Annotated in this window: 21 protein-coding genes and 1 pseudogene; 2 read left to right on the top strand and 20 right to left on the bottom strand. The window is 65.7% G+C overall.

Annotated features, from left to right (window positions below):
- The 3 genes and pseudogenes from Q8S30_RS20845 to Q8S30_RS20835 form a co-directional block, all read right to left on the bottom strand.
- A partial coding sequence (locus Q8S30_RS20845; protein ID WP_305667949.1) for a hypothetical protein occupies nt 1-469 on the bottom strand: 469 nt, incomplete at its 3' end.
- A 205-nt stretch (nt 470-674) separates the two neighbouring features.
- Nucleotides 675-1,181 (bottom strand): annotated as a pseudogene (locus Q8S30_RS20840) (DNA cytosine methyltransferase); the annotation flags it as partial.
- Between the two features lies 1 nt (nt 1,182).
- A complete protein-coding gene (locus tag Q8S30_RS20835) occupies nt 1,183-2,523 on the bottom strand; it encodes a site-specific DNA-methyltransferase (protein ID WP_305667948.1) in 1,341 nt (446 codons plus the stop codon).
- 519 nt (nt 2,524-3,042) lie between these two features.
- On the opposite strand from Q8S30_RS20835, the gene Q8S30_RS20830 reads away from it, so the two are divergent.
- Nucleotides 3,043-4,056, top strand: a complete 1,014-nt coding sequence (locus Q8S30_RS20830; protein WP_305667947.1) for a hypothetical protein — start codon at nt 3,043-3,045, stop codon at nt 4,054-4,056.
- Here Q8S30_RS20830 and Q8S30_RS20825 read toward each other — a convergent pair.
- The 17 genes from Q8S30_RS20825 to Q8S30_RS20740 all read right to left on the bottom strand — a co-directional run bounded on the left by Q8S30_RS20825 (nt 4,050) and on the right by Q8S30_RS20740 (nt 17,790).
- The gene (locus Q8S30_RS20825; protein ID WP_305667946.1) at nt 4,050-4,475 is read right to left on the bottom strand and encodes a DUF6362 family protein; all 426 of its coding nucleotides are present in this window, start codon (nt 4,473-4,475) and stop codon (nt 4,050-4,052) included. The genes Q8S30_RS20830 and Q8S30_RS20825 overlap by 7 nt on opposite strands.
- Nucleotides 4,476-4,664: 189 nt before the next feature.
- Nucleotides 4,665-5,186 (bottom strand): crossover junction endodeoxyribonuclease RuvC, encoded by a 522-nt coding sequence (locus Q8S30_RS20815; RefSeq protein ID WP_305667944.1) that lies wholly within the window; start codon nt 5,184-5,186, stop codon nt 4,665-4,667.
- Nucleotides 5,187-5,621: 435 nt separating this feature from the next.
- On the bottom strand, nt 5,622-8,177 hold the full coding sequence (locus Q8S30_RS20810) for a VapE domain-containing protein (RefSeq protein WP_305667943.1): 2,556 nt from the start codon (nt 8,175-8,177) through the stop codon (nt 5,622-5,624).
- A gap of 9 nt (nt 8,178-8,186) precedes the next feature.
- Nucleotides 8,187-9,506, bottom strand: a complete 1,320-nt coding sequence (locus Q8S30_RS20805; RefSeq protein WP_155045846.1) for an ATP-dependent RecD-like DNA helicase — start codon at nt 9,504-9,506, stop codon at nt 8,187-8,189.
- A complete protein-coding gene (locus Q8S30_RS20800; RefSeq protein WP_155045845.1) occupies nt 9,503-10,252 on the bottom strand; it encodes a hypothetical protein in 750 nt (249 codons plus the stop codon). Before Q8S30_RS20800 ends, Q8S30_RS20805 begins: the two co-directional genes overlap by 4 nt.
- A complete protein-coding gene (locus Q8S30_RS20795; protein WP_305667942.1) occupies nt 10,249-11,046 on the bottom strand; it encodes a hypothetical protein in 798 nt (265 codons plus the stop codon). Before Q8S30_RS20795 ends, Q8S30_RS20800 begins: the two co-directional genes overlap by 4 nt.
- The gene (locus Q8S30_RS20790; RefSeq protein WP_305667941.1) at nt 11,043-11,252 is read right to left on the bottom strand and encodes a hypothetical protein; all 210 of its coding nucleotides are present in this window, start codon (nt 11,250-11,252) and stop codon (nt 11,043-11,045) included. The genes Q8S30_RS20795 and Q8S30_RS20790 overlap by 4 nt, the downstream gene beginning before the upstream one ends.
- A 10-nt stretch (nt 11,253-11,262) precedes the next feature.
- On the bottom strand, nt 11,263-11,490 hold the full coding sequence (locus Q8S30_RS20785; protein WP_097031834.1) for a DUF6511 domain-containing protein: 228 nt from the start codon (nt 11,488-11,490) through the stop codon (nt 11,263-11,265).
- A 140-nt stretch (nt 11,491-11,630) separates the two neighbouring features.
- Entirely contained in the window at nt 11,631-11,861 is a 231-nt protein-coding gene (locus tag Q8S30_RS20780; RefSeq protein WP_068767866.1) for a hypothetical protein, read from the bottom strand.
- An 82-nt stretch (nt 11,862-11,943) separates the two neighbouring features.
- Entirely contained in the window at nt 11,944-12,693 is a 750-nt protein-coding gene (locus Q8S30_RS20775; RefSeq protein ID WP_305667940.1) for a hypothetical protein, read from the bottom strand.
- A gap of 19 nt (nt 12,694-12,712) precedes the next feature.
- Complete coding sequence (locus tag Q8S30_RS20770) at nt 12,713-13,570, bottom strand: ATP-binding protein (protein WP_305667939.1); 858 nt, start codon at nt 13,568-13,570, stop codon at nt 12,713-12,715.
- Between the two features lie 101 nt (nt 13,571-13,671).
- Complete coding sequence (locus Q8S30_RS20765; RefSeq protein ID WP_305667938.1) at nt 13,672-14,190, bottom strand: hypothetical protein; 519 nt, start codon at nt 14,188-14,190, stop codon at nt 13,672-13,674.
- Nucleotides 14,190-14,582, bottom strand: coding sequence for a hypothetical protein (locus Q8S30_RS20760; RefSeq protein ID WP_305667937.1), 393 nt, complete (start codon nt 14,580-14,582; stop codon nt 14,190-14,192). Before Q8S30_RS20760 ends, Q8S30_RS20765 begins: the two co-directional genes overlap by 1 nt.
- The gene (locus Q8S30_RS20755; protein WP_305667936.1) at nt 14,582-14,938 is read right to left on the bottom strand and encodes a hypothetical protein; all 357 of its coding nucleotides are present in this window, start codon (nt 14,936-14,938) and stop codon (nt 14,582-14,584) included. The genes Q8S30_RS20760 and Q8S30_RS20755 overlap by 1 nt, the downstream gene beginning before the upstream one ends.
- Before the next feature lie 13 nt (nt 14,939-14,951).
- Nucleotides 14,952-15,545, bottom strand: a complete 594-nt coding sequence (locus tag Q8S30_RS20750; protein WP_305667935.1) for a sigma factor — start codon at nt 15,543-15,545, stop codon at nt 14,952-14,954.
- A 108-nt stretch (nt 15,546-15,653) separates the two neighbouring features.
- Nucleotides 15,654-16,583 carry a hypothetical protein gene (locus tag Q8S30_RS20745; RefSeq protein ID WP_305667934.1) on the bottom strand — a complete coding sequence of 310 codons (930 nt, stop codon included), beginning with the start codon at nt 16,581-16,583 and terminating at the stop codon, nt 15,654-15,656.
- Complete coding sequence (locus Q8S30_RS20740; RefSeq protein ID WP_305667933.1) at nt 16,552-17,790, bottom strand: hypothetical protein; 1,239 nt, start codon at nt 17,788-17,790, stop codon at nt 16,552-16,554. Before Q8S30_RS20740 ends, Q8S30_RS20745 begins: the two co-directional genes overlap by 32 nt.
- 360 nt (nt 17,791-18,150) lie before the next feature.
- On the opposite strand from Q8S30_RS20740, the gene Q8S30_RS20735 reads away from it, so the two are divergent.
- Nucleotides 18,151-18,493, top strand: a 343-nt coding sequence (locus Q8S30_RS20735; protein WP_305667932.1) for a DUF2924 domain-containing protein, incomplete at its 3' end; no start/stop codon positions are given.

Here is an 18,493-nt window from a genome sequence, read left to right as displayed (position 1 = left end):
GTGCCTGCGCGACCGTATGTGAGGTTGATCGTGCCCGGGACCGGGCCGCGTCATGCATTCGGGCTCGGACCTCGGATCCTGAAACACAAGGAGCACCATCATGTGACCGCCAACCGTTGACATCGAAATGCCCATGTGAGGTCCGGCGCGCATCGGAGGTATCGCTCCCAGCCATCGGCATCACCAGGACCTGGCGGCCAAGCAGGCCGTTCACCGGGGTGTTCGCCAGCGTCGTCGCTCCGTCCTTGTGATCCCGCGCCGTCGGCGTCATCCACATCCCCGCCGCATGGGTCAGATCGGCTGTTCGCCGGTTGCCAGCACTCGGCTTGCAGCCGTCGTTCGCCATCGGCGTCGGCCAGTCCCGAGCCAACCGGTCCAGACCCTTTTCGTCCTTCCGCTCGCCGCCCCGACTGCGGAAACTGTCGATCTGGGGCGTCGGCCAGAGCGCGGCTGTCGTCGCGAGGTTCATCCCATGCTGGCCCGCTTCCTGCGAGGGCGTAGGCTTGGTCTGCCGGTTCTCGTTCGCACTGGCCCTCGGCGTCGGCCATAGCCGCAGCAGTTCCGTCCGGTTCCCGCCACTCGACCGGGTCCCAGAGCAGGCGCGCGGGGTCGGCCAGCTCGTCCCCCTCGCGGATGGCGAGGATGAACAACCGCTCGCGCCGGTGGGGGGCGCCGACTTCCGCCGCCGTGAAGAGGCCTGCCGCAAGGCGGTAGCCCATGCCGACCAGTCCGCTGGCGACTTCGGGGAAGCCGAGGCGGAGATGATGGGCGACATTCTCGAGGAAGACGAACGGCGGCTCGACCTCGCCGATGATACGGGCGACATGCGGCCAAAGGTGGCGCGGGTCGTCGGCACCTCGGCGCTTGCCCGCGACAGAGAACGGCTGGCACGGATAGCCCGCAGTGACGATGTCCACCGCGCCGCGCCACGGGCGGCCGTCGAAGGTTCCAACGTCGTCCCAGACAGGCGCGCGATCCAGGGACGCGTCTTCCATCCGCGCCACCAGAGTGGCTGCGGCGTAGGTTTCCCGTTCGACATGGCCCACAGCACGATATCCGGGGATGGCGATGGTGAGCCCGAGATCGAGCCCGCCAGCGCCGGAGCAGAGGGAGAGGCCGAAGAGGCATGCTTCTCCGGCTCCGGACGCGCGTCCGGAGGAAGGTAAAGCCAGGTCATACATGTCACGCGGCGGCTTCGGATTGTGGTTCGGGGTCGGCTGTGCTTTCCGCCAGCCTCTCAGTTCTCACCTGCGAGAAGGTCCGACCATCGCCATCGAGGATCGCCTCCTTGCCGGTCTCGGCCTGCCAGCGCTCCACGGCGACATCGACATAGGCCGGGCTGATCTCCATCGCGAAGACACGACGGCCGTTGGCTTCGCCCGCCATGATCTGCGAGCCGGAGCCCGAGAACGGCTCGTAGCAGAGGCCGCCCCGCGCAACGTGCTGGCGCATCGGGATCCCGAATGCGTCGAGCGGTTTGGGCGTAGGGTGGTCGGGGCGCTCGTCCTTGGCAAAACTGGGCAGCGCCCATGTCGATGGCAGGGTTTCCTCGGCCACCTTCGGCGGCCGGTTCGGGCGGCGCCAGCCCATGAAGCAGGGCTCGTGTTTCCACAGGTAATGCGATCGGGTGAGCACCCCGCGGTCCTTCACCCAGATGATCTGCTGGTGGACGAAGGCGCCTGCCTTTTCCCAGCACGCTTCCAGCATCGCCTGGCGGCGCGAGGCGTGCCAGCAGTACCAGGCGGCATCGTCGGCGATGGCCTCAGCCACGGCGGCAGCGATGAAGCCGTCGTAGAGTTCGGCGCCTTGACTGCTGTCGTCCCAAGTGACGCCGTAGGACTGCGACCAGTCCTTATTTCGGGTCGGGTGGTTCGAACCGTCGTAATCGACGAGGTACGGCGGGTCGGTCGCAAACAGGATCGCCCGCTCGCCGTTCATCAGGCGGCGGACATCGGCAGCGCTGGTGCTGTCGCCGCACAGCAGCCGGTGGTCGCCGAGGATCCAGAGATCGCCGGTCCGTGAGGCCGGGTTGCGCGGCGGTTCGGGGATGGTCACCGGCGGCACTGAGCCCCCGGCGCCACCTTCTTCACCGTCCCCCTCCGGCACGAAGGCCAGCAGCTTGTCCAACTCTCCGTCCGAAAAGCCGACCAGCGACAGGTCGAAGTCCTCGGCCAGCAGGTCGTTCAGTTCCGCCGACAGCAGCGCCTCGTCCCAGGTGCCGAGTTCGGTCAGCTTGTTGTCCGCGATCCGGTACGCCCGGCGCTGCGCCTCGGTCAGATGGCCCAGCACGATTACCGGCGCTTCGGACAACCCGAGCTGCGTCGCGGCGAGGACGCGTCCGTGGCCAGCGATCAGCTCTCCGTCCTCAGCGACGAGGCAGGGCACGGTCCAGCCGAACTCGGCCATGCTGGCGGCGATCTTCGCAACCTGGTCCGCGCCGTGCGCCTTCGCGTTCTTCGCGTAGGGTTGCAGGCGCGACAGCGGCCACATCTCGATCGCGTCCGGGGCGAAGCTCAGCGTCATGGTGGGCAAGGTTCCTCAATCGGGTGGATGCCGGTGGCTTCCGGACTCCGGATGCCGGGCCGGACTCCAAGCGGGGTCCAGCGGCCACCTGCGGTGTCCGGTCGGAAGGTCAGCTTTCATTGGTGTTTGCGCGTGGCGCGCGTGGCTCCGGCTTCCGGGTGGCTTCCCAAAAATCCGGTCCTGTCGCTGGCGATGCGCCGCGCTTCGCCCGCCAGCATACGAATATCGCCAGGAAGGAACCAAGATATCAAAGGCTTGGCAGTTCGGACCCCGCCTGGTTCCCTCGCTGGACCCCGGAAGCCAGCGGCGCGGCCAGTGCCTGCGCGCTCCTCTCCCGAGCATATTGAATCTGTAGCGTCCTGGACGCGATCTGTCTTGGCATCCGGTGTCTCGCAGAAAATCGTCTCACGCACGCAATCCCTATTGACAGCGTCACTACATATCAGCGCCCGAACCAGTCCCCGCACAACATCTCGTTTGCGGAGCGCGTCACATCTGATATGTTGCCACTATGTTCTGATGTGCGCGATCAGCGGCAAGTCAATGGATGACGCGCGGCATCCGCCTCCCTTAGACGGCAAGGAAATCACTATGAAACCGCGCACTATCAAGACGTTACCAGTGAAATTCGACCAGAAGGAAATCGGCCAAGGGGTGCTCGACTTGGGCATCGAGAAGGATGCCGAGATCAATGGAATCGGAATGGGGGTGTTGTCGGATGGAACACCCTACCTGAACCAGCGCGGGCTTGCCGCGCTTTGCGGCGTTCAGAACGCGCATATCGGCACCATCAGTTCGCAATGGAACGAGGCCGATCCAAAGCCGCGGATTCAGTCGATCAAGGCAATCCTGTCAAAGATTGGCCTCGAATTCCCGGCCGCGCATGTCGAAGTTCCGCACAATGGCGTGGTGCACTATTGCTATCCGGCTGAAGTCTGCCTCGCCATTCTGGAGTACTATGCATTCGACGCCGGGGCGAATTGCCAGCCCGAAGCGCGTGACAATTTCCGGATCCTCGCGGGAACGAAGCTGCGGGAGATGATCTACTCGCAGGTTGGGTATGACCCGACCGGCAGAAACCGTTTCGACAAATGGCACGAGCGTCTTGCACTGAACTATCAGTCGGCCCCTCGGGGCTTCTTCAGCGTCTTCAATGAGGCCGAAACGCTGATTTACGAAATGATCGTGGCAGGAGCGCCCGTCGACGAAAAGAATGTCATCGACATTTCCATTGGCCGCCACTGGTCGAAGTTCTGGGACGAAAACGGTTTCAACGAACGGTTTGGTGACCGCAACAAGTTTCCGCACCGCTATCCGGACAGCCATCCTCAGTCGAAGTCGAACCCGCAGGAAGCCTGGTGCTACCCACTCGATTCTTTGGGTGCGTATCGGGAATGGCTCCAGGACCATTACATCGGCGGCGGAAAGTTTCGTGCGTACATCACCGAGAAGGCGAAGAAGGGCGCAATCACGCCGTCCATCGCTCAACTCACAATCACCGCCATCGAAACCCCTCAGATTTCCGGCTACTGAGCTGCTCGGCTGATCACGAAGTCAATCGACCGCTTCGACGGCACGCGCTTGCCGTTCAGACGCCAGACGATGACTGCGATGCCATACTGCCAGCGCCGGTTGGCGGTGGCGCGGCTGATTCCCAATTCCCAGCAGATTGGCTTCCATGGCTTGCGGTTCGCCCGGAGCCAGACAAGGCGCGCGTCGGCCGGGTCCAGCCAGCGCAACCATAGCAGAGCGTCGTCGGCTTGGGTGATGTCTCGCGGGCCGGGCTTCGGCCGTCGCATCCGAGGTTCCTGACCGACCTGATCGGCGAAGCTGTGAAAATACTCAGGCCAGGCGTTGAAGTAGCCCTGAGGCTTCACGTCGGGCAGTGACCGGAAGACATCGGCCGCGCTCTCAAGGCGCGCTTCGACCATGGCGGGTGTCCAATCACCCATTGGCCACCTCCCTTGGCTCGACACGCGGGCCGTAGAGTTTTTCACCCAGCTGGCGGACCAGTTCCTGCTCGGGCCAAGTGAGACGGGGGGCGTCGATGGAGACGGCCAGCAGACCATGGTCGTGCCAGCCTTCCTGCTTGACGCGATCTGGATCACGCCGGGTGCCACCATAGCCTCGGGGATACCACCTCATGCGACACCCCCGTTCGTTTCGATCGCCCAATGCAGGATGGCGATGGCATCCGCCTCGTTGTCATCGGCGGGACCGAACCCGCGCGCCCGCGCGGCCGCGATCATCGCCTGCTTGTCGGCGTTGCCCTTGCCGGTGGCATGGCGCTTGATGGTGCCAACCGGAACGCCCTCATAAGGGATGCCGCGGAGTTCGGCCCATGCCGTGAGCGTGGCCATCAGCCCGCCATAGACATGGGCAGCGTCCGTTCCGACATGGCGGCGGACTTCCTCGAACCAGATCGCAGCGATGGGGCCTGATAGCCGGTCGACCTCGGTCAGCCAGTTGGTGAAGCGAAGATACCGCATACCGCCGCCGTCGAACCGCCCGGGGCGAAAGGACGTCGTGCCAGAGGTGATCAGGCCGTCATGGCCACGCAAGGCCCAACCTGTCGTTGTCCCGAGGTCGAGGGCAAGGATGCAGGACGTGGAAAGGCGCCCCTGTTCGAGGTGCAGATCCGCAGTCTGGATGGTCGGCGTCATGTTGAAGGCTCACCTGAAACGTGGGCCTTCGGCTTTGGTCATGGGCAGAGAATCATGACACACGCACCCATTCAAGAAAAATGCGCCAGACGATGCTTCTGTCCCACCTGGTCTCGGGTTGTCCCACTTGCCGATCAAAGTGGGACGCCAGATTTTCCTTTCAAAACAAGGCGCGTCCCACCTGTCCCACTTGTCCCACCTTTTTCCCTACGTCGCATGAGGAAGAATGAGGTCGAGGGGGATGTATGTGCTCCATATGGGAAAGAGAGAAGTTGGCGGTCCAAGTGGGACAGGTAGGACAGGATTGATTTGAAATGGTTTTTTCTGTCCCACCTTGGGCTTGAAGTGGGACAGGCCGCGAAGTGGGACAGCGGCAAAACGAAAAAGGGCACCCGGTTGGATGCCCCCTCGATGCCTGCCACGGCCATCGCGACGTCAGCCGCGCGGCGACCTGCGGTAACGCCATTCGCGGGTCGCACCCGCTCCGCTGCGGTATCGCTCCCAATCCCGCGACTTCAGCCAGGCCCCCACGCGCATCTGGTCGCCCTTGGTCCATTTCGCGGGCTCGATGCCGAGCGCGCATTCGAGGATTTCGCCCACCGACACGTCGTGGATCGGCTCGGGACGTTCGAACTCTTCATCCTGCCAATCATCCCAGCCCGCATGGCCGTGATTGACGCTGCGGGTGTCGTGGGTCAGCCAGCGGTCGATCCGCGCGTCCCAGGCATCCGCCTGGTAGCGTGCCTCCTGCGCGGCGGCGGCTTCCGAAAGGATCGCCGGATCGTCGATCCACCAGATCGCGCCTTCGCGGAAGCGATGAACGGCTTCGGCCCAGAGTTGATCCCGGTCACGGGCGATTGCGGCGATGTCGATGCTGCCACAGCGTAGCGGCCAGAAGCGGCGATTGCCGGTTTCGTCGCGCAGATAGGTGTCGGGGTTCACAGTGCCCGCGAAGACGCATTGGCGTGGCACTTCAACGGTGTAACGGCCATAGGGCGGACGGAAGCGGTCGGTAGTGCGGGTCAGAAAGGCCTTGATGCGCGAGACCTCGGCCCGGCCGATGGCGTCGAGTTCGGCAATTTCCACGATCCAGACGCCCTGCATGTGAATGGCCGCGTCCTTGGACCCGAGCTCCGGCAGTTCGTCGGTGAACCAGTCCTCACCCGCCAACACCTTGATGGCTGTCGATTTGCGCGCACCCTGCGGCCCTTCGAGGATCAGCATATGATCGGCCTTCACCCCGGGCCGGTAGATCCGGGCCACGGCCGAGATCAGCCAGAGCGCGCCGATGGTGTGATGGAAGGCAGTCGGCGCAGCGCCGAGATAGGTGCTTGTCCAGGTCTCGATCCGAGGCGTGCCATCCCATTTCAGGGTGTCGAGCCAGTCGCGAACCGGATGGATGCGCAGGTCGCGGGCCACCGCGCCGACACCACGGCCGACAACCATCGGGGCGACGTTCAGCCCGCGCAATTGCAGCCACTCGGCCGTGCGCACATCGTCGGCATCGTTCCAGGGGCGCGGAAAGCGGATGGCCGGGTCATCCCACGGCAGCGGCTGGCGCACCACGATACCTTGGGCGAACTCGTCGAAGGCCAGGAGCCCTGCGAATACCGGATCCGAGGACAGGGCGATGATCACATTGGCCTCGTTGCGCTCAGGCGTGCCGGACAAATCCTGACAGAGCCGCCCGAACCAGGCAGGGCGCGCGATCCTGCCCTGCGGATCGCCCGTCGCATGCACGCGGCGGCGCAGTTCCGTCAACTGCTTGTCGAGGATCGACATGGAGATGCCGGTCGCAGTCTTGATCCGGGCGAGGATCTGGCGTTCGGGCAGCGGATCTAGCCGGGCCAGCGCAAGGCGGCCGAGGAGGCTCGAGAGCGCGGCGAATTCGGGCGGATTGGTCAGCGCCTCGGCGGCGGCAATCAGAGCGTCCGGATCGCCAGGCGCCAAAGCCGCCACTGTCGTCATGGCCTCCGTGCCGACCGGCTCGTCAGCGGAAATATCCGGTCGATAGTCGGCCCCATGCGCCCCGCGCATCAGATCGTCGTTGAAATCGTCGCCATGGAGCGGGACCACGATTTCGTTCGAAATGTCGGCCCGGTTCAGCCGATCCGACAGGGTCGCAGCGGCCTGACGACCTGCGTCGCCTGCATCGGCGTAGATCGTGACCCGTGTCGTGCCCGCCGGCCACTGAAACCGCGCGAGACCATCGGCAGAGAGCGCCGCCCAGACGGCGGTGCCGAACAGGGCATGCGCCGCTAGGGCGGTCTCGATGCCTTCGGCAATGCCGAGATGGCCGTCCGCAGGCATGGCGAACAGGCGCACGGCCGCATCCGCTACCGATCCCAGCATCTTCTTCCCGGCAGACGCCTTGGCGCTGCCGTCGTCGAGCAGGAAGGTCCGGTGAATACCCTGAGCGCGGGTGCCGTCTGCCAGGCGTGGCAATGCGATCAGGCCCGGCCAACCGCGTCGCGTGTCGAAATCCGGCAGATCGGGGTGGAACAACAGATCCGGGCATCCCGGATCGGCAACGCCGCGGATGCGGAGGTAGGTTTCGCCGGGCGTGCCAGCGAGCGGCTGTGCGCCGTCGATCAGTCGCGCAATCTCGCCGGTATGATCGGGCTTCGCGCGTGGCGCGTTTCGGGGCGCGGGATGATCCATCCCGGCAATCCGCGCCGCCTCGTCGAAGAGCGCGCCATCGCAGAGCCCGGTTGCCTGCGCGATCAGATCGATCGGCCCTGCGCTTTCGCCGGTGGCATAGTCGAAACCCCAGCCGGCATAGGGCCCGTCAAGGTGGATGGTACAAGACCCCTCCTTGCGCGGCGGGCGGCCGGACAGGTCGGCACAGCGCAAGGAACGACGGTCGCGCGCAAGCCGCGCCTCGGGAAAGATGCCGGGGAGCCAGTCGCCTGCGGTCGCCGCCAGCCGGTCCTTTACGGCCGCGAGATCGTGGCGTGCTTTCGGCGTGCCGACATCGTTGAGATCGATCATCGCGCCCCCTCAGGCCAGAAGGACGAGCCCGCGCTCAGCGCGGGTGATAGCGGTATAGAGCCAGCGGCGGCGGTCGATCTCGCTGCGGCCAAGTCCGTCATCCCAGACGATCACATTCTCCCACTGCGAGCCTTGGGCCTTGTGGGCGGTGATCGCCCAGCCGAAGGTCGCCTCGGTCAGCTTGCGCTTTTCCCGCCAGTCGCGGTCATGGCGCTTGGCATCGAAGGCCACATGATCCTCGAAATGCCCCTTGTAGATGCGCAACCGGCCCGGACGGCCGTCGCTGTCAAAGGGGGAGACCCGGCGCCCGTCTTCGTCATGCACCACGGCAGAGAAGTAGAGGCTACCCTCATCGACGATATCCTCGAGGGTCAGGAACATGCCGTTGATCAGACCGAGCGAGTTGTCGTTCTTCAGGCAGATGATCTTTTCCGCCCTGCCGGTGGGAAGATATGTCCCGCCCAGCCCGGCCGCCGCCCGCATCGCATTGTTCAGCTGGAAGCGCGTCGCGTTCAGGCCGCAGATCAACTGCCCACCGCGCAGCGCATGATCCGGCGTGATGTCGCCCTTACGCAGCTTGGCGACATGGGCGTCGTAAACCCCGAACCCGATGGGCTCCCCCATCCGCGCCATGGTGGCGAGACGGATGATGGCGCTCTCGGCCGCCTGACGGTGAATCTCTGTCAGCATCACGTCGGGCGTATCGCGGGTGAAGGCTCCTTCGCCCTTGATGGGCGGCAACTGACCCGGATCGCCCAGAACGAGGATCGGTTTGCCAAAACTCATCAGATCGCGCGCCATTTCCTCGCCCACCATCGACACCTCGTCGAGGACGATCAGCCTTGCGTCTGCCGCATCGCTCTGCGGGTTCAGGGCGAAGCGGGGATGCTTCATCGCCGAGAGCGCCTGCCGCATGGCCTCGATCGCGGCCTCGGCAGTGGTGCGGTCAAAGCCGGTCAGCCGCCGCGCGGCAGTCTCGGCTTCTCGGACCTTCTGCGCTGCGGCCTCGATTTCCGCTTCCGTGGCCTCGATCACAGAATAGATCAGGCTGTGGATGGTGCGCGCAGGCGTGCCTTTGCGGGTCAGCACGAGCGCCGCCTTGCCGGTGAAGGTGGCGGTGACCACACCCGGCACACAGGTGCCGTCCTTCGCGCCGCGGTGGGGCGACAGGCCAAGCTCATCGAGCGCGAACTTCAGCACCGTGCTCTTGCCCGATCCGGCATAGCCAAAGAGCCGGAACACCTGTTGCTGCTCGGTGCGGTTCTCGAACCAGTCGCGGACCTCGGCGATCGCGGCGGCCTGCGCAGCCGATGGGGTGAATTCCGTCATGTTCGCCGCGCCTCCACAGCATAATCCTTGACCACCCCGCCGCGCGCGGGATCGCCCACTTCACATTGGCGCACGAAGATGCGCCGACCGTCCGGCAACTGGCGCCAATGCCCCCGGCGCAGGTGCCAGCGCGGGCTGGCATGACTGCCACCGAGCCGCTCGGATGTGGCGCGTAGCCGGGCCGGATCGATGGCGACCTGATGCCAAGTCCAGCCGCGCACGCCATCCCGCGCGAAGGGTGTGCGCCTGATCGGGGCGATCTGGCGTTCGCTGATGCTCGCTGACGATGCGAGGATCGCGAGCCCGCGCCAGACGATGGCGGCCGCCGCCTGACCGCTTTGTTCGGCAAGCCCTGCATCGCGAAGTGCCGGATTGGTGGCAAACTCGGCGATGCCGCCATCGGCGATCCGGACATGGGCATGGATATCGGTCCAGCGTCTGGGCCTGCGCCACAGGGCGAGCCAGACCGCCTCGATGCCGTCGTCGCGCTGCCGTGCATAGACGATCTGGCTGCGGATGGTCCGACTGCGGTCGGCCAACTCAAAAATCGTCTCGGGGTGCGGCAACCGTTGCGGACCTGCCGCGAGGCGGCGGGCCAGCGCATCGACGTCGTCGGAATCGAACTGCGCCTGATCGGCGAAACGCCAGACCGGTGCGAATTCGAACCCTTCGAGCAGGTCCCGCAGCCAGAAGCGCGCGCGATGGGCGCGGACGATCCGCTTGAGATCATAGGCGTCGGGGATCATCGCCGCTCACCCCAGCACCGCTCCGCCCATGCGCAGGGCGCGTGCCACTTGCCGGCCGCCATCCCGCCCCGGCAGACGACGGCCGTGGGTTCGGTCGCCGCCCGCGGCAACCATTCGCCCGCCTCGGACGCCTGCACGACGCCGACCGCGCGATCCGACATCTCCTGCGCAAGGCGGGCATCGAAGGGCACGAGTTCCGTGTGCAATTCCATCGTGTCGCGGTTCAGCGCGGTGAAGAGCGCCGGGTTGGGCAGGTCCATATAGGCCTGATAGAGCGCGATCTGGGCGGCGTAGACGGGTCGCGCGATGCTGACGCCACGCTTGACCACATCCTTCCAGCTCGACGCGCCGAGCGCCTTGTTCTCCCAGAGCGCGGGATAATCCATCACCACGGGGCCTGAAACGAAGCAGCCGTCGATATGCCCCTTGAACCGGCCCGCCATGGCCGCGAAGCCGAACTGGCGGCCATCAGGGCGTGCGGTGCGCAGGTCGAACCCTGCGATCCGGAACCAGCCCGCGACAATGTCCTCGGCCCGGTGTCCAGCCTCGAAGATCCGCAGGATGCGCGGTTCAAACTCCTGGCCCTCGTCCTTGGGGACAGCGAGATAGTCGAACTGGATCTGGCGCAGGCAGTCGCGCCCCAGCCCAGAGGAACTGACATAGGTGCGGGGGCGCTCGGCGCGATTGCGCGCCGTCAGGGCAGAATCGATGGCGGCCGAGACGGCGGTGGCGATCGGTGGACGCGGTGCGTCCTGGCCATAGAGGCAACCAGAGCCATGGTTCAGGTCGATCATTGGGCACGCTCCCAGAACCCGCCAGCCTGCGCGATGCAGGTCAGCTTGTGATGCTGGGCCTCGGTCAGCCGGGCGCGCGGGCCGGATGTCTCCAGCTTCTGGCGCAGGCTCTCGCAGAACTCGACCTCGAAGTCGGTGATGGCATTTGCCGTCGCGGCGGCAAGAAGGTCGGCCCAGGGGGCGGTCTCATTGTTCAGATCGATCATGACGACCTCCTCAGAACGGAATCGGATCGTCATGGGCCGTGCCGGTGCGCTCCTTGCGCGCGCCCTGCGCCAGCATGCTGTCGACATAGCCGGTGACGGCCGCTTCGATCAGCCGGTCGATATCCGCGGCCGTGCGATGGAAGAAAGGCTCCATGAGCCCGAGGTCGGTCAGCGCTTCGGCAAAGAGCGCCCGCGCGTCGCGGATCGCTTGTGCCTCGCGGGCGGTCTTGTCGATCATGCCATTCATCCTTTGGGCGATTGCGCTGCCCACGTCCTGACAGCGGAGCGAGCAGAAGCGGTGATAGGGATAGCGGTCGCGCTGGAGGCGGTGGACGTAGCCGAAGCCGCGGGCTTCCCGCGCGCAGACGGCGCAGAGCGCTACCCCAGCAGGAAATTCGCGATCGGGTCCTCGGGCGGCCAACCCGCCCGCTGAAGCTTCTCGGTCTGCATCACGATCCAGCGTGAGATCGCGTTGCTGGCCATGGCCTCGAGGTCGCCGAGGGTGAGGCTTGCGATGGGTTGGTGCAGTCTTCCTCGGGCCTCGAGCCATGTTCCGATCTCCAGCGCGGCGGCGCGCGTCACATGCGCTTGCCATTCGTCCGGGGTCATGGGCCGGTCGCCCGGCCCAGCCCCATCGGGCTCGGCGGTGGTGGATCGCGCAGAGCCACCCGACCGCCGCTTCCGCCGCGCCTCAGCCATTGAGCCAGGCGGGCATCGCGGGGGCGCCCGGCGCGGCGGACGCCGGTGCCTGCGTCGCGGCAGCCGCTGTGGGTACGGTCTGCGCGCCCCAGGCCGGAGGGGTCGTTGCAGCGGGCTGCTGTGCCGCGCCCCATGCCGGTGTCGGCGCTTGCCAGCCCGGCGCCGCGCCGCTCGCGGCCTTGCGCGGCGGGGCGTTGACGGGTTCCGGCAGGACGGTTTCACCGCGCATGACGGTGGCATGGTGCGGCTCGTCGGGCAGAACGACGTTGGCGATGCGGTTCTGGTCGCGGTATTGCGGGTTGGACGCGGGCTCCACCATGATGCGGGCTGCGAAGACGATGCCGTCGAGATGCTTGAGGCCGGGCAGCACCCGCTTGGCCTTGGTCGCCGGGGTTTCGTCGCGCGGATCGAGCCCGAGGGCGCTGTCCACCATGGCGCGAAACGTGGATTTCGAGATCTTCCAACCGATGGACTGGCCTTTCTCGTCCAGCTTTCCGCCCGCCACGGTGAAGCTCTGCCAGAACTTGCGCCGGGCATGCGGGCCCTCGACCACGGTGAATTCGCAATCGAGCATCCGCGCATCGCTGGACTGCGAGGCCTTCAGCAGCCCCGCATCCATCGGCGTCGCGCCGTTCACCCCGCCGGGGCGGATGGTCAGGCGGACCTTGGCAAAGGTGCCGTCCGGGATCAGCTCGCCGATGGGGGCCATCTGCGGTTGGGCGTCGTTCAGATCGTAGCTCATGGTCAGTTCCTTTCAGGGATCAGGAGGCGAATTCGGATTGTTGCGGGGCGCGGCCGTCGATCCGGGCGAGCAGCGCGCCGAGATCGGGCGGTTCGGTCAGGTCGAGACGGCCGGAACGGTCCTTGGCGGGAAGGCCCCAGGGGTTGCCGGACTTGCAGACCAGGCGACGGTCCGTGGCGGTCTCGTCCAGAACCCAACCACCCTCGGCATCGCGGGCGAACAACTGCATCGAAACCACCTGGTCCACGATGCCGGGCAATTCCCGCCCCGCCTTGCTGCCTTCCATCTGCGGCTGCCAGGTGACGGCACCGAAATCGTCGGTCACCTTTTCCAGCACGCCCACGAAGATCACGGTCTTGCCGCGAGCATGCTGGAGGTGCTTCAGCGCCTGGATCACCTCACGCCCCAGAAGCCCATAGGCGCCTCGGACATCCGGCTTGCCGGTCCGGTCCGAGAAGGCTTCAGGCTGCTGGCGGGCATAGGCCATCGCCTGCCGGGTCAGATCGGTGATCGAGTCGACGAAGACGATGCGGCGCGCGGCGAGGAAGGCCTCGATGCCGCTGTCGCGGTGCTGGGCCTGCAGCCACGCGTGCCGTTCGGTCCCGTACCAAGACTGCGGATGTTGCGCGGGGTCCGGCCCGCCGATCAGCACCGCCAGATCGCGGAAGTCGGTGAAGCTGCGCACCGGGATCGACGCGCCGCGCCAATCCTGCACCGATTTCATGCCAGCCTCGAGGTCGAGGCAGACGGTTTCGTCGGCCGGGAGGGATTTCAGAAGCGTGGTCTTGCCCACGCCGGGCGGGCCGAAGATGGCGAGCGAGGTCTTGTTCTCGGCGGCCGAGAGGCGTTCGTCGGCGGTGATGATGCGGAAGGCCATGGGATTCTCCGAAGGATTGCAAGGGGCGCGGCGGCGGGGGTGACCGGGTGCCGAAGGGGAACCTGCCCGGCGTTGCCGCTCGGGCGTCCCGCCGCCGCGCGTCACCGGTCTCGGGTCTCGAGCCGGAACACGGGTTTGCCGGTGGTCTCGGACCGGGCGGCTGCGAAGCCTTCGCGCATGGCGTCGGGCCAGGCCCCGAAGCGGCGTTCGGGCACGCGATAGGCGATCTCGAGATACTGGGTCGGATCGTCGCCGGCCTCGCGGATCCGGGTTGCCATGGCGGCCAGCCGGTCCTGATCCCACGTGACCTTCTTCGGCAGGTCGGCGATCACCACCACGCCCGCATCCTCGATCCGGACGGTGCCCGAGGTCTTGCCGTGCGCAGACCGCTCAGCCTCGGTCGCGGCGCCATAACGCTGCGCCAGTGCCGCCTCAAAGCGGTCCTTCAGGCGCTTGACCCGGGCGGTCTCGGTCGCTGCTTCTTCCTGCAGCGCAAGAAGCAGCGCCGGTGGCATGTCGGCGATCTCACCGATGGACAGCCGGTCGAGGTCGTCAAACTTCGGCATGTTGTCGAGGCGGGCCTCTGTCGACGCCTCGGTGCTGGGGAAAGGCATGGCCATTACAGCCCCTCCCGCTTCAGGGCCGCATCCACGGCACGGTCCGTGCCGACAGCCCCGGCTTCACGCGCCAGACGGTGGAGCTTTTCCAGCGCCGAGGATCGCTGGATGGCCGCAGAGAGTTCGGCATTCGCGGCGACGATCGCGATGGCGATATCGTCGACACTCGCGGTCTCGACGGGCAGCGGATTGGTGGCATCGCCGGGACGCCAGGCGGCGGGGATCACCTCCGGCAGATCCTCAAGGCTGCGGAAGGCCTTGCGCAGGCGCGCAAGCAGGCCGTTGGTCTCGGTCATGTCGTGGTCTCCGATGAGGGATGCGGCCGAGCTTCCGGCCAGAAGAAAGTAAAGGGACGGCGGCAGCCGATCCCCGATCCAGGCAAGCGTGGCGCGCATCAGGCGGCCTCCTCTGTCGCGATGAGTTGGGAAAACGGGATCGGCGCATGGCGCGGTTTGGTCCGCGCGATGGCCAGATAGGCGAAGCGATCGGGACCGACCCGGACCTGCACCAGATGCACCAGCGCGGCCTCGAAGGCGCGGTGGGCGGCACTGGCCAGCGCTCCGAGCCTGCGGCGATCCGGTTCCGGCAAGGTGGAAATCACCGCGGTGGTATCGATCCCGAGAAACCCGCGATGATACTCGAGGCGGTCGCCCGACATGGCCTGGCCGATCCAGGCGCAGAACTCGATGTCGGTGAGCGGCCGGGTCTTTGCGGGCGTGAATTCGGTGAGGGGCATGACGATCATCTCCATGTCGGTCCTCTACTCACGCTGCTTTCGAACCGTCCCACTCGGTCCCGATCCCGCGCATGGCGAGGTCGAGCCGCAGGCGGGCGATGTGACGGTAGAGGGCGGAACGGGAGGTGCCGGTACGCTCGACGATCTCTGCGACAGCGCAGGTGCCAAGCGCCGCGCAAAGCCCGCGGGCATCCTCGGGCAGGCCGCCCAGCACCCGGGCGAGATCGTGGAGGGTGTCGGCGTCGTCCGTGGCAGAGCGGTCCTGCCCATGCCAGGCGGCCAGACCATCGGCTTCCGCCAGCAAGCAGCCCAGCGGCTCGGTCGCGCCGGAAACGGGGGCGTCGAGCGAAAGCACAGTGCCGCCCTGCATGCGCCGCTGGCGATGATGGCGGATCGCAATGCGCGAGGACTGGTTGCGCAGGACGATGTTGGCGAAAGCGCCGATGCTGCCACGGCGCGCGTCGAAGCCGGGCAGCCGACAGATCAGGTCGACCAGCAGGTCCTGGCGGAGATCGTCGAGATCGGCGGCAGGCAGCACCAGCTTGCGATGCAGGCGGCGCGCGGCAAAGGCCGCCTCGTCGATCAGCGTGGCAAGATCATCGGGGGAAATCGGCGGAAACATTCGGGAGCACCTCGGAACATGTTGCTGTTGTTCCGAATGTGCCGCTCAGCGCACTGCTGCCGGTGTGATTGCCGTGTGTTTGTTATGTGCGGATTGTGTGGGAAGGCCTCAGGGCTCGATGACCACTTCGGCAGGGTCGAGGCCGATCCGATAGCCGCGAGCATGTACCGTCGCGACCAACGCCTTTGTTTGGTCGCTGGTCAGGCCACAACCGACCAGCGCCTTTCGAAGGTCTCGGATGATCTGGTTGGGCGGCCGGCCGGTCTGCGTCTCGATCTCCTGATTTTTCAGGACTGGATCACGCTTGACGGATTGCTCGATCAGCAGACGAAACAGCGCATACATCTGTGTCGGCAGGTCGAGCCGACGGCCGTCGAGAGTGACCGACTGCGCAGAAAGCGTCATGAAAAGACGCGGAAGTGAAGATGGCGGATCGAGGACGAGGCGTTCCGTGCCATCCGACCCTGCCTTGAGAACCGCTGCAATTTCGTGGGGCTCGACTCCGACCTCCCGCAGCCTGACGGCGATTGTCGCGGAAAGGTCGTGGACGATTGCCATGATCGGTTTCGGCCCCACTGCCGCCCTGATCGCCATCACCACGCCCGGCGCAGCCAGATTTTCAGTATCGAATGACAGGACCACGGCATGGCCGGATGGGGTCTCCCCCAACAGCCAGACGCCGTCAGCAATGCAGGCAACTGCGCCGCCCAGATTCCCACTGGCTGCAGTCCGGGCCACGAGCCGGTCGACATCGACCGAAAAGCGGCGCAGATCGTCTTTCTGCAGGATTATGTCTTCGGCCGGATCGTGCGGGCAGCAGGCACGGAACGCGTCGTCCATTTGTTCGACGGGACGCGCGTCTAGCCCGCAATCGCACTCGGCGCAGACCGACCAGGTATCGGCCTTCCGTCCCTCGATCAGTACCTGCGCCCGCAAGAGGCGCTCGATTTCGTTTGCGGGAAAGCGGCTCAGCGCCCGGCCCGAGAAGGAGACCCGGGCGCCGCCCTCACTCAGCCGCGTCCACAACCATGCCAGCATCGCGGTCCTTCTCGAGCCCATTGCGCTGAACCAGCGTGTGGATCGCCTTTTCGAACCGCGTCCGGCGGAAGGCGAGCGTCCCCGGTGGCTTCAGCCGCACCGTAACCTGTGCCGGACGCTTTGCGCCGGTTTCAAAGGCGACCCGGAAGGTGATCTCGCCCAACCGCCAGCCCCGGCCGAACCGCACCTCGCTGCCCCGGAAATGGGTCAACGCACCGCCGGATGCGTCTTTCGATTCCCAACTGCGCACATGACGCCAGCGCTGATCTTCCTCATCCCGCTCGAAGAGGTCAGCGGCGGCGGCAACGATCCGAACCTCCTTGATAGTCTCGTCATAGCGATGCTGGAACGCGAAGTCGGGCCCGGCATCGCTGATCGGATCGAGCGTATAGAGATCGCGGGCGTCCCGCCCAGAGAAGAACCCCGGCCGCCTCAGGATATGCCGGGCGAAAAGCTCGGCGATCTCGCCTTGCTGCGCCTTGACCACGCCGCCCACGAACAGGCGCCCTTCCACCGGGGAGTACCGCAGCACCGCATATTTGACCGCGCGAAGGGTGATGATCTCTTCCCGGTCGCCGGTGACCACCGGCGTTGTGGTCACTTGTGCGCCGTGGCTGATCACCAGGTTGATTTCGCCATCTTCCTCATAGGGCCCAAGGCGGCAATATTGACCCTGCAGGTCCTGCGAAAACAGATTGATCACCGCAGCCTTGAAAGCATCTGTCATTTCTTCCGTCAGGTCCGCCCCCACGTCCCGCTCTGGTCCGCGGAACTCTGCAGGCGATGTCGGCGCACGCAGCGCATGAAAGTCGGCTGCTGCCTCGAAAACGCGGTGGTGCAGCAGGTAAGTGTGGAGTGCGACGTGTTTGGGATCATGGCGCATGGGCGCTGCCTCGGTATCGTCAGGGTCGGGCTCGGGATAGAGCACCACGCCACGACGACGGGCCTCGTTCAGAATAAGCTGCATGCCCTCGCTGGTTCCAAGCTCGGCAACGCGATGCAAATCGGCGACCATTCCGGCGTTCCAGCCGGCAACGGTTCCTTCGAAATGCGCCGCCAGAGCTGCCCGAATGGTTGGGGCCTCTCCCTCGAATGACACAGGCAGTTTATCCTCGCCGAAGTGCCGAACGAACAAAACCCGCATCAGGGCCGGATCAATGGTTTTGAGAAACTTCGGATTAACAAATTTCTTGAGATCGGAACCCACGGGAATACCTCGCAAACGGCCGGCCTGTTCTGATTATGTTCTACACGATGGATCAACCATGAGTCGAGTCCGGCCTTTTGCATAACCGCCATCTTTCCCTGCGGGACGTTTCTCGGATCGGCTGAGTAGAGGCAGGGCAAGCCAACACGGACTTGCTCGCATGAAACGCCCCAATCCACTGCCTCCCGCCCAGATGACGCCCGTCGAACGCCGCGCCGAATTGTGCGGGCTGCTCGCCCTCGGGCTGGTGCGTTTGGTGCAGCGCGAGCGGGGCGAACCTTCTTACGAAACTGGAGAAATTCGCCTACACTATCCGGCCGACCGATGCCGTCATGCAACCCCGAACCCGACGGAGACCGCATGACGACTCACGACCCCATCCCTGCGCGCCTGGCGGCGCTGAAGACCACGCCGACGCCCGACCTGAAGCAGCAGTGGCGCGACCTGTTCGACAGCGAACCGCCGCCGTTCAACCGGCGCTACCTTGAATCCCGCCTGGCATACCGGATCCAGGAACTCGCCTATGGCGGGCTGAAGCCCGAGACCATCCGGCGGCTGGAAAGGCTGGGCGAAGAACTGGACGGCGGCGACAGGAAGAAGCGCAGCATCCGCGCCGACCGCGACCGCCCCATCACGGGCACGCGCCTCCTGCGCGAATGGCAGGGCGTCGAGCAGATCGTCACCGTCACCGCCGACGGCTTCG

The sequence above is a fragment of the Frigidibacter sp. genome, assembly GCF_030695035.1.
GTDB lineage: Bacteria > Pseudomonadota > Alphaproteobacteria > Rhodobacterales > Rhodobacteraceae > Frigidibacter.
The sequence above is the reverse complement of the archived record's forward strand: the minus strand, read 5'-3'. Positions and strand labels throughout refer to the sequence as shown.

Bases quoted from the DNA above. Each gene is read 5' to 3' on its own strand.
- Q8S30_RS20760 (WP_305667937.1), bottom strand. From the start codon at position 14,582: ATGCGCGCCACGCTTGCCTGGATCGGGGATCGGCTGCCGCCGTCCCTT.
- Q8S30_RS20835 (WP_305667948.1), bottom strand. From the start codon at position 2,523: ATGACGCTGAGCTTCGCCCCGGACGCGATCGAGATGTGGCCGCTGTCG.
- Q8S30_RS20790 (WP_305667941.1), bottom strand. From the start codon at position 11,252: ATGATCGATCTGAACAATGAGACCGCCCCCTGGGCCGACCTTCTTGCC.
- Q8S30_RS20830 (WP_305667947.1), top strand. From the start codon at position 3,043: ATGTGCGCGATCAGCGGCAAGTCAATGGATGACGCGCGGCATCCGCCT.
- Q8S30_RS20825 (WP_305667946.1), bottom strand. From the start codon at position 4,475: ATGGGTGATTGGACACCCGCCATGGTCGAAGCGCGCCTTGAGAGCGCG.
- Q8S30_RS20750 (WP_305667935.1), bottom strand. From the start codon at position 15,545: ATGTTTCCGCCGATTTCCCCCGATGATCTTGCCACGCTGATCGACGAG.
- Q8S30_RS20805 (WP_155045846.1), bottom strand. From the start codon at position 9,506: ATGACGGAATTCACCCCATCGGCTGCGCAGGCCGCCGCGATCGCCGAG.
- Q8S30_RS20815 (WP_305667944.1), bottom strand. From the start codon at position 5,186: ATGACGCCGACCATCCAGACTGCGGATCTGCACCTCGAACAGGGGCGC.
- Q8S30_RS20780 (WP_068767866.1), bottom strand. From the start codon at position 11,861: ATGACCCCGGACGAATGGCAAGCGCATGTGACGCGCGCCGCCGCGCTG.
- Q8S30_RS20755 (WP_305667936.1), bottom strand. From the start codon at position 14,938: ATGGAGATGATCGTCATGCCCCTCACCGAATTCACGCCCGCAAAGACC.
- Q8S30_RS20765 (WP_305667938.1), bottom strand. From the start codon at position 14,190: ATGGCCATGCCTTTCCCCAGCACCGAGGCGTCGACAGAGGCCCGCCTC.
- Q8S30_RS20800 (WP_155045845.1), bottom strand. From the start codon at position 10,252: ATGATCCCCGACGCCTATGATCTCAAGCGGATCGTCCGCGCCCATCGC.
- Q8S30_RS20795 (WP_305667942.1), bottom strand. From the start codon at position 11,046: ATGATCGACCTGAACCATGGCTCTGGTTGCCTCTATGGCCAGGACGCA.
- Q8S30_RS20810 (WP_305667943.1), bottom strand. From the start codon at position 8,177: ATGATCGATCTCAACGATGTCGGCACGCCGAAAGCACGCCACGATCTC.
- Q8S30_RS20770 (WP_305667939.1), bottom strand. From the start codon at position 13,570: ATGGCCTTCCGCATCATCACCGCCGACGAACGCCTCTCGGCCGCCGAG.
- Q8S30_RS20775 (WP_305667940.1), bottom strand. From the start codon at position 12,693: ATGAGCTACGATCTGAACGACGCCCAACCGCAGATGGCCCCCATCGGC.
- Q8S30_RS20785 (WP_097031834.1), bottom strand. From the start codon at position 11,490: ATGATCGACAAGACCGCCCGCGAGGCACAAGCGATCCGCGACGCGCGG.
- Q8S30_RS20745 (WP_305667934.1), bottom strand. From the start codon at position 16,583: ATGCTGGCATGGTTGTGGACGCGGCTGAGTGAGGGCGGCGCCCGGGTC.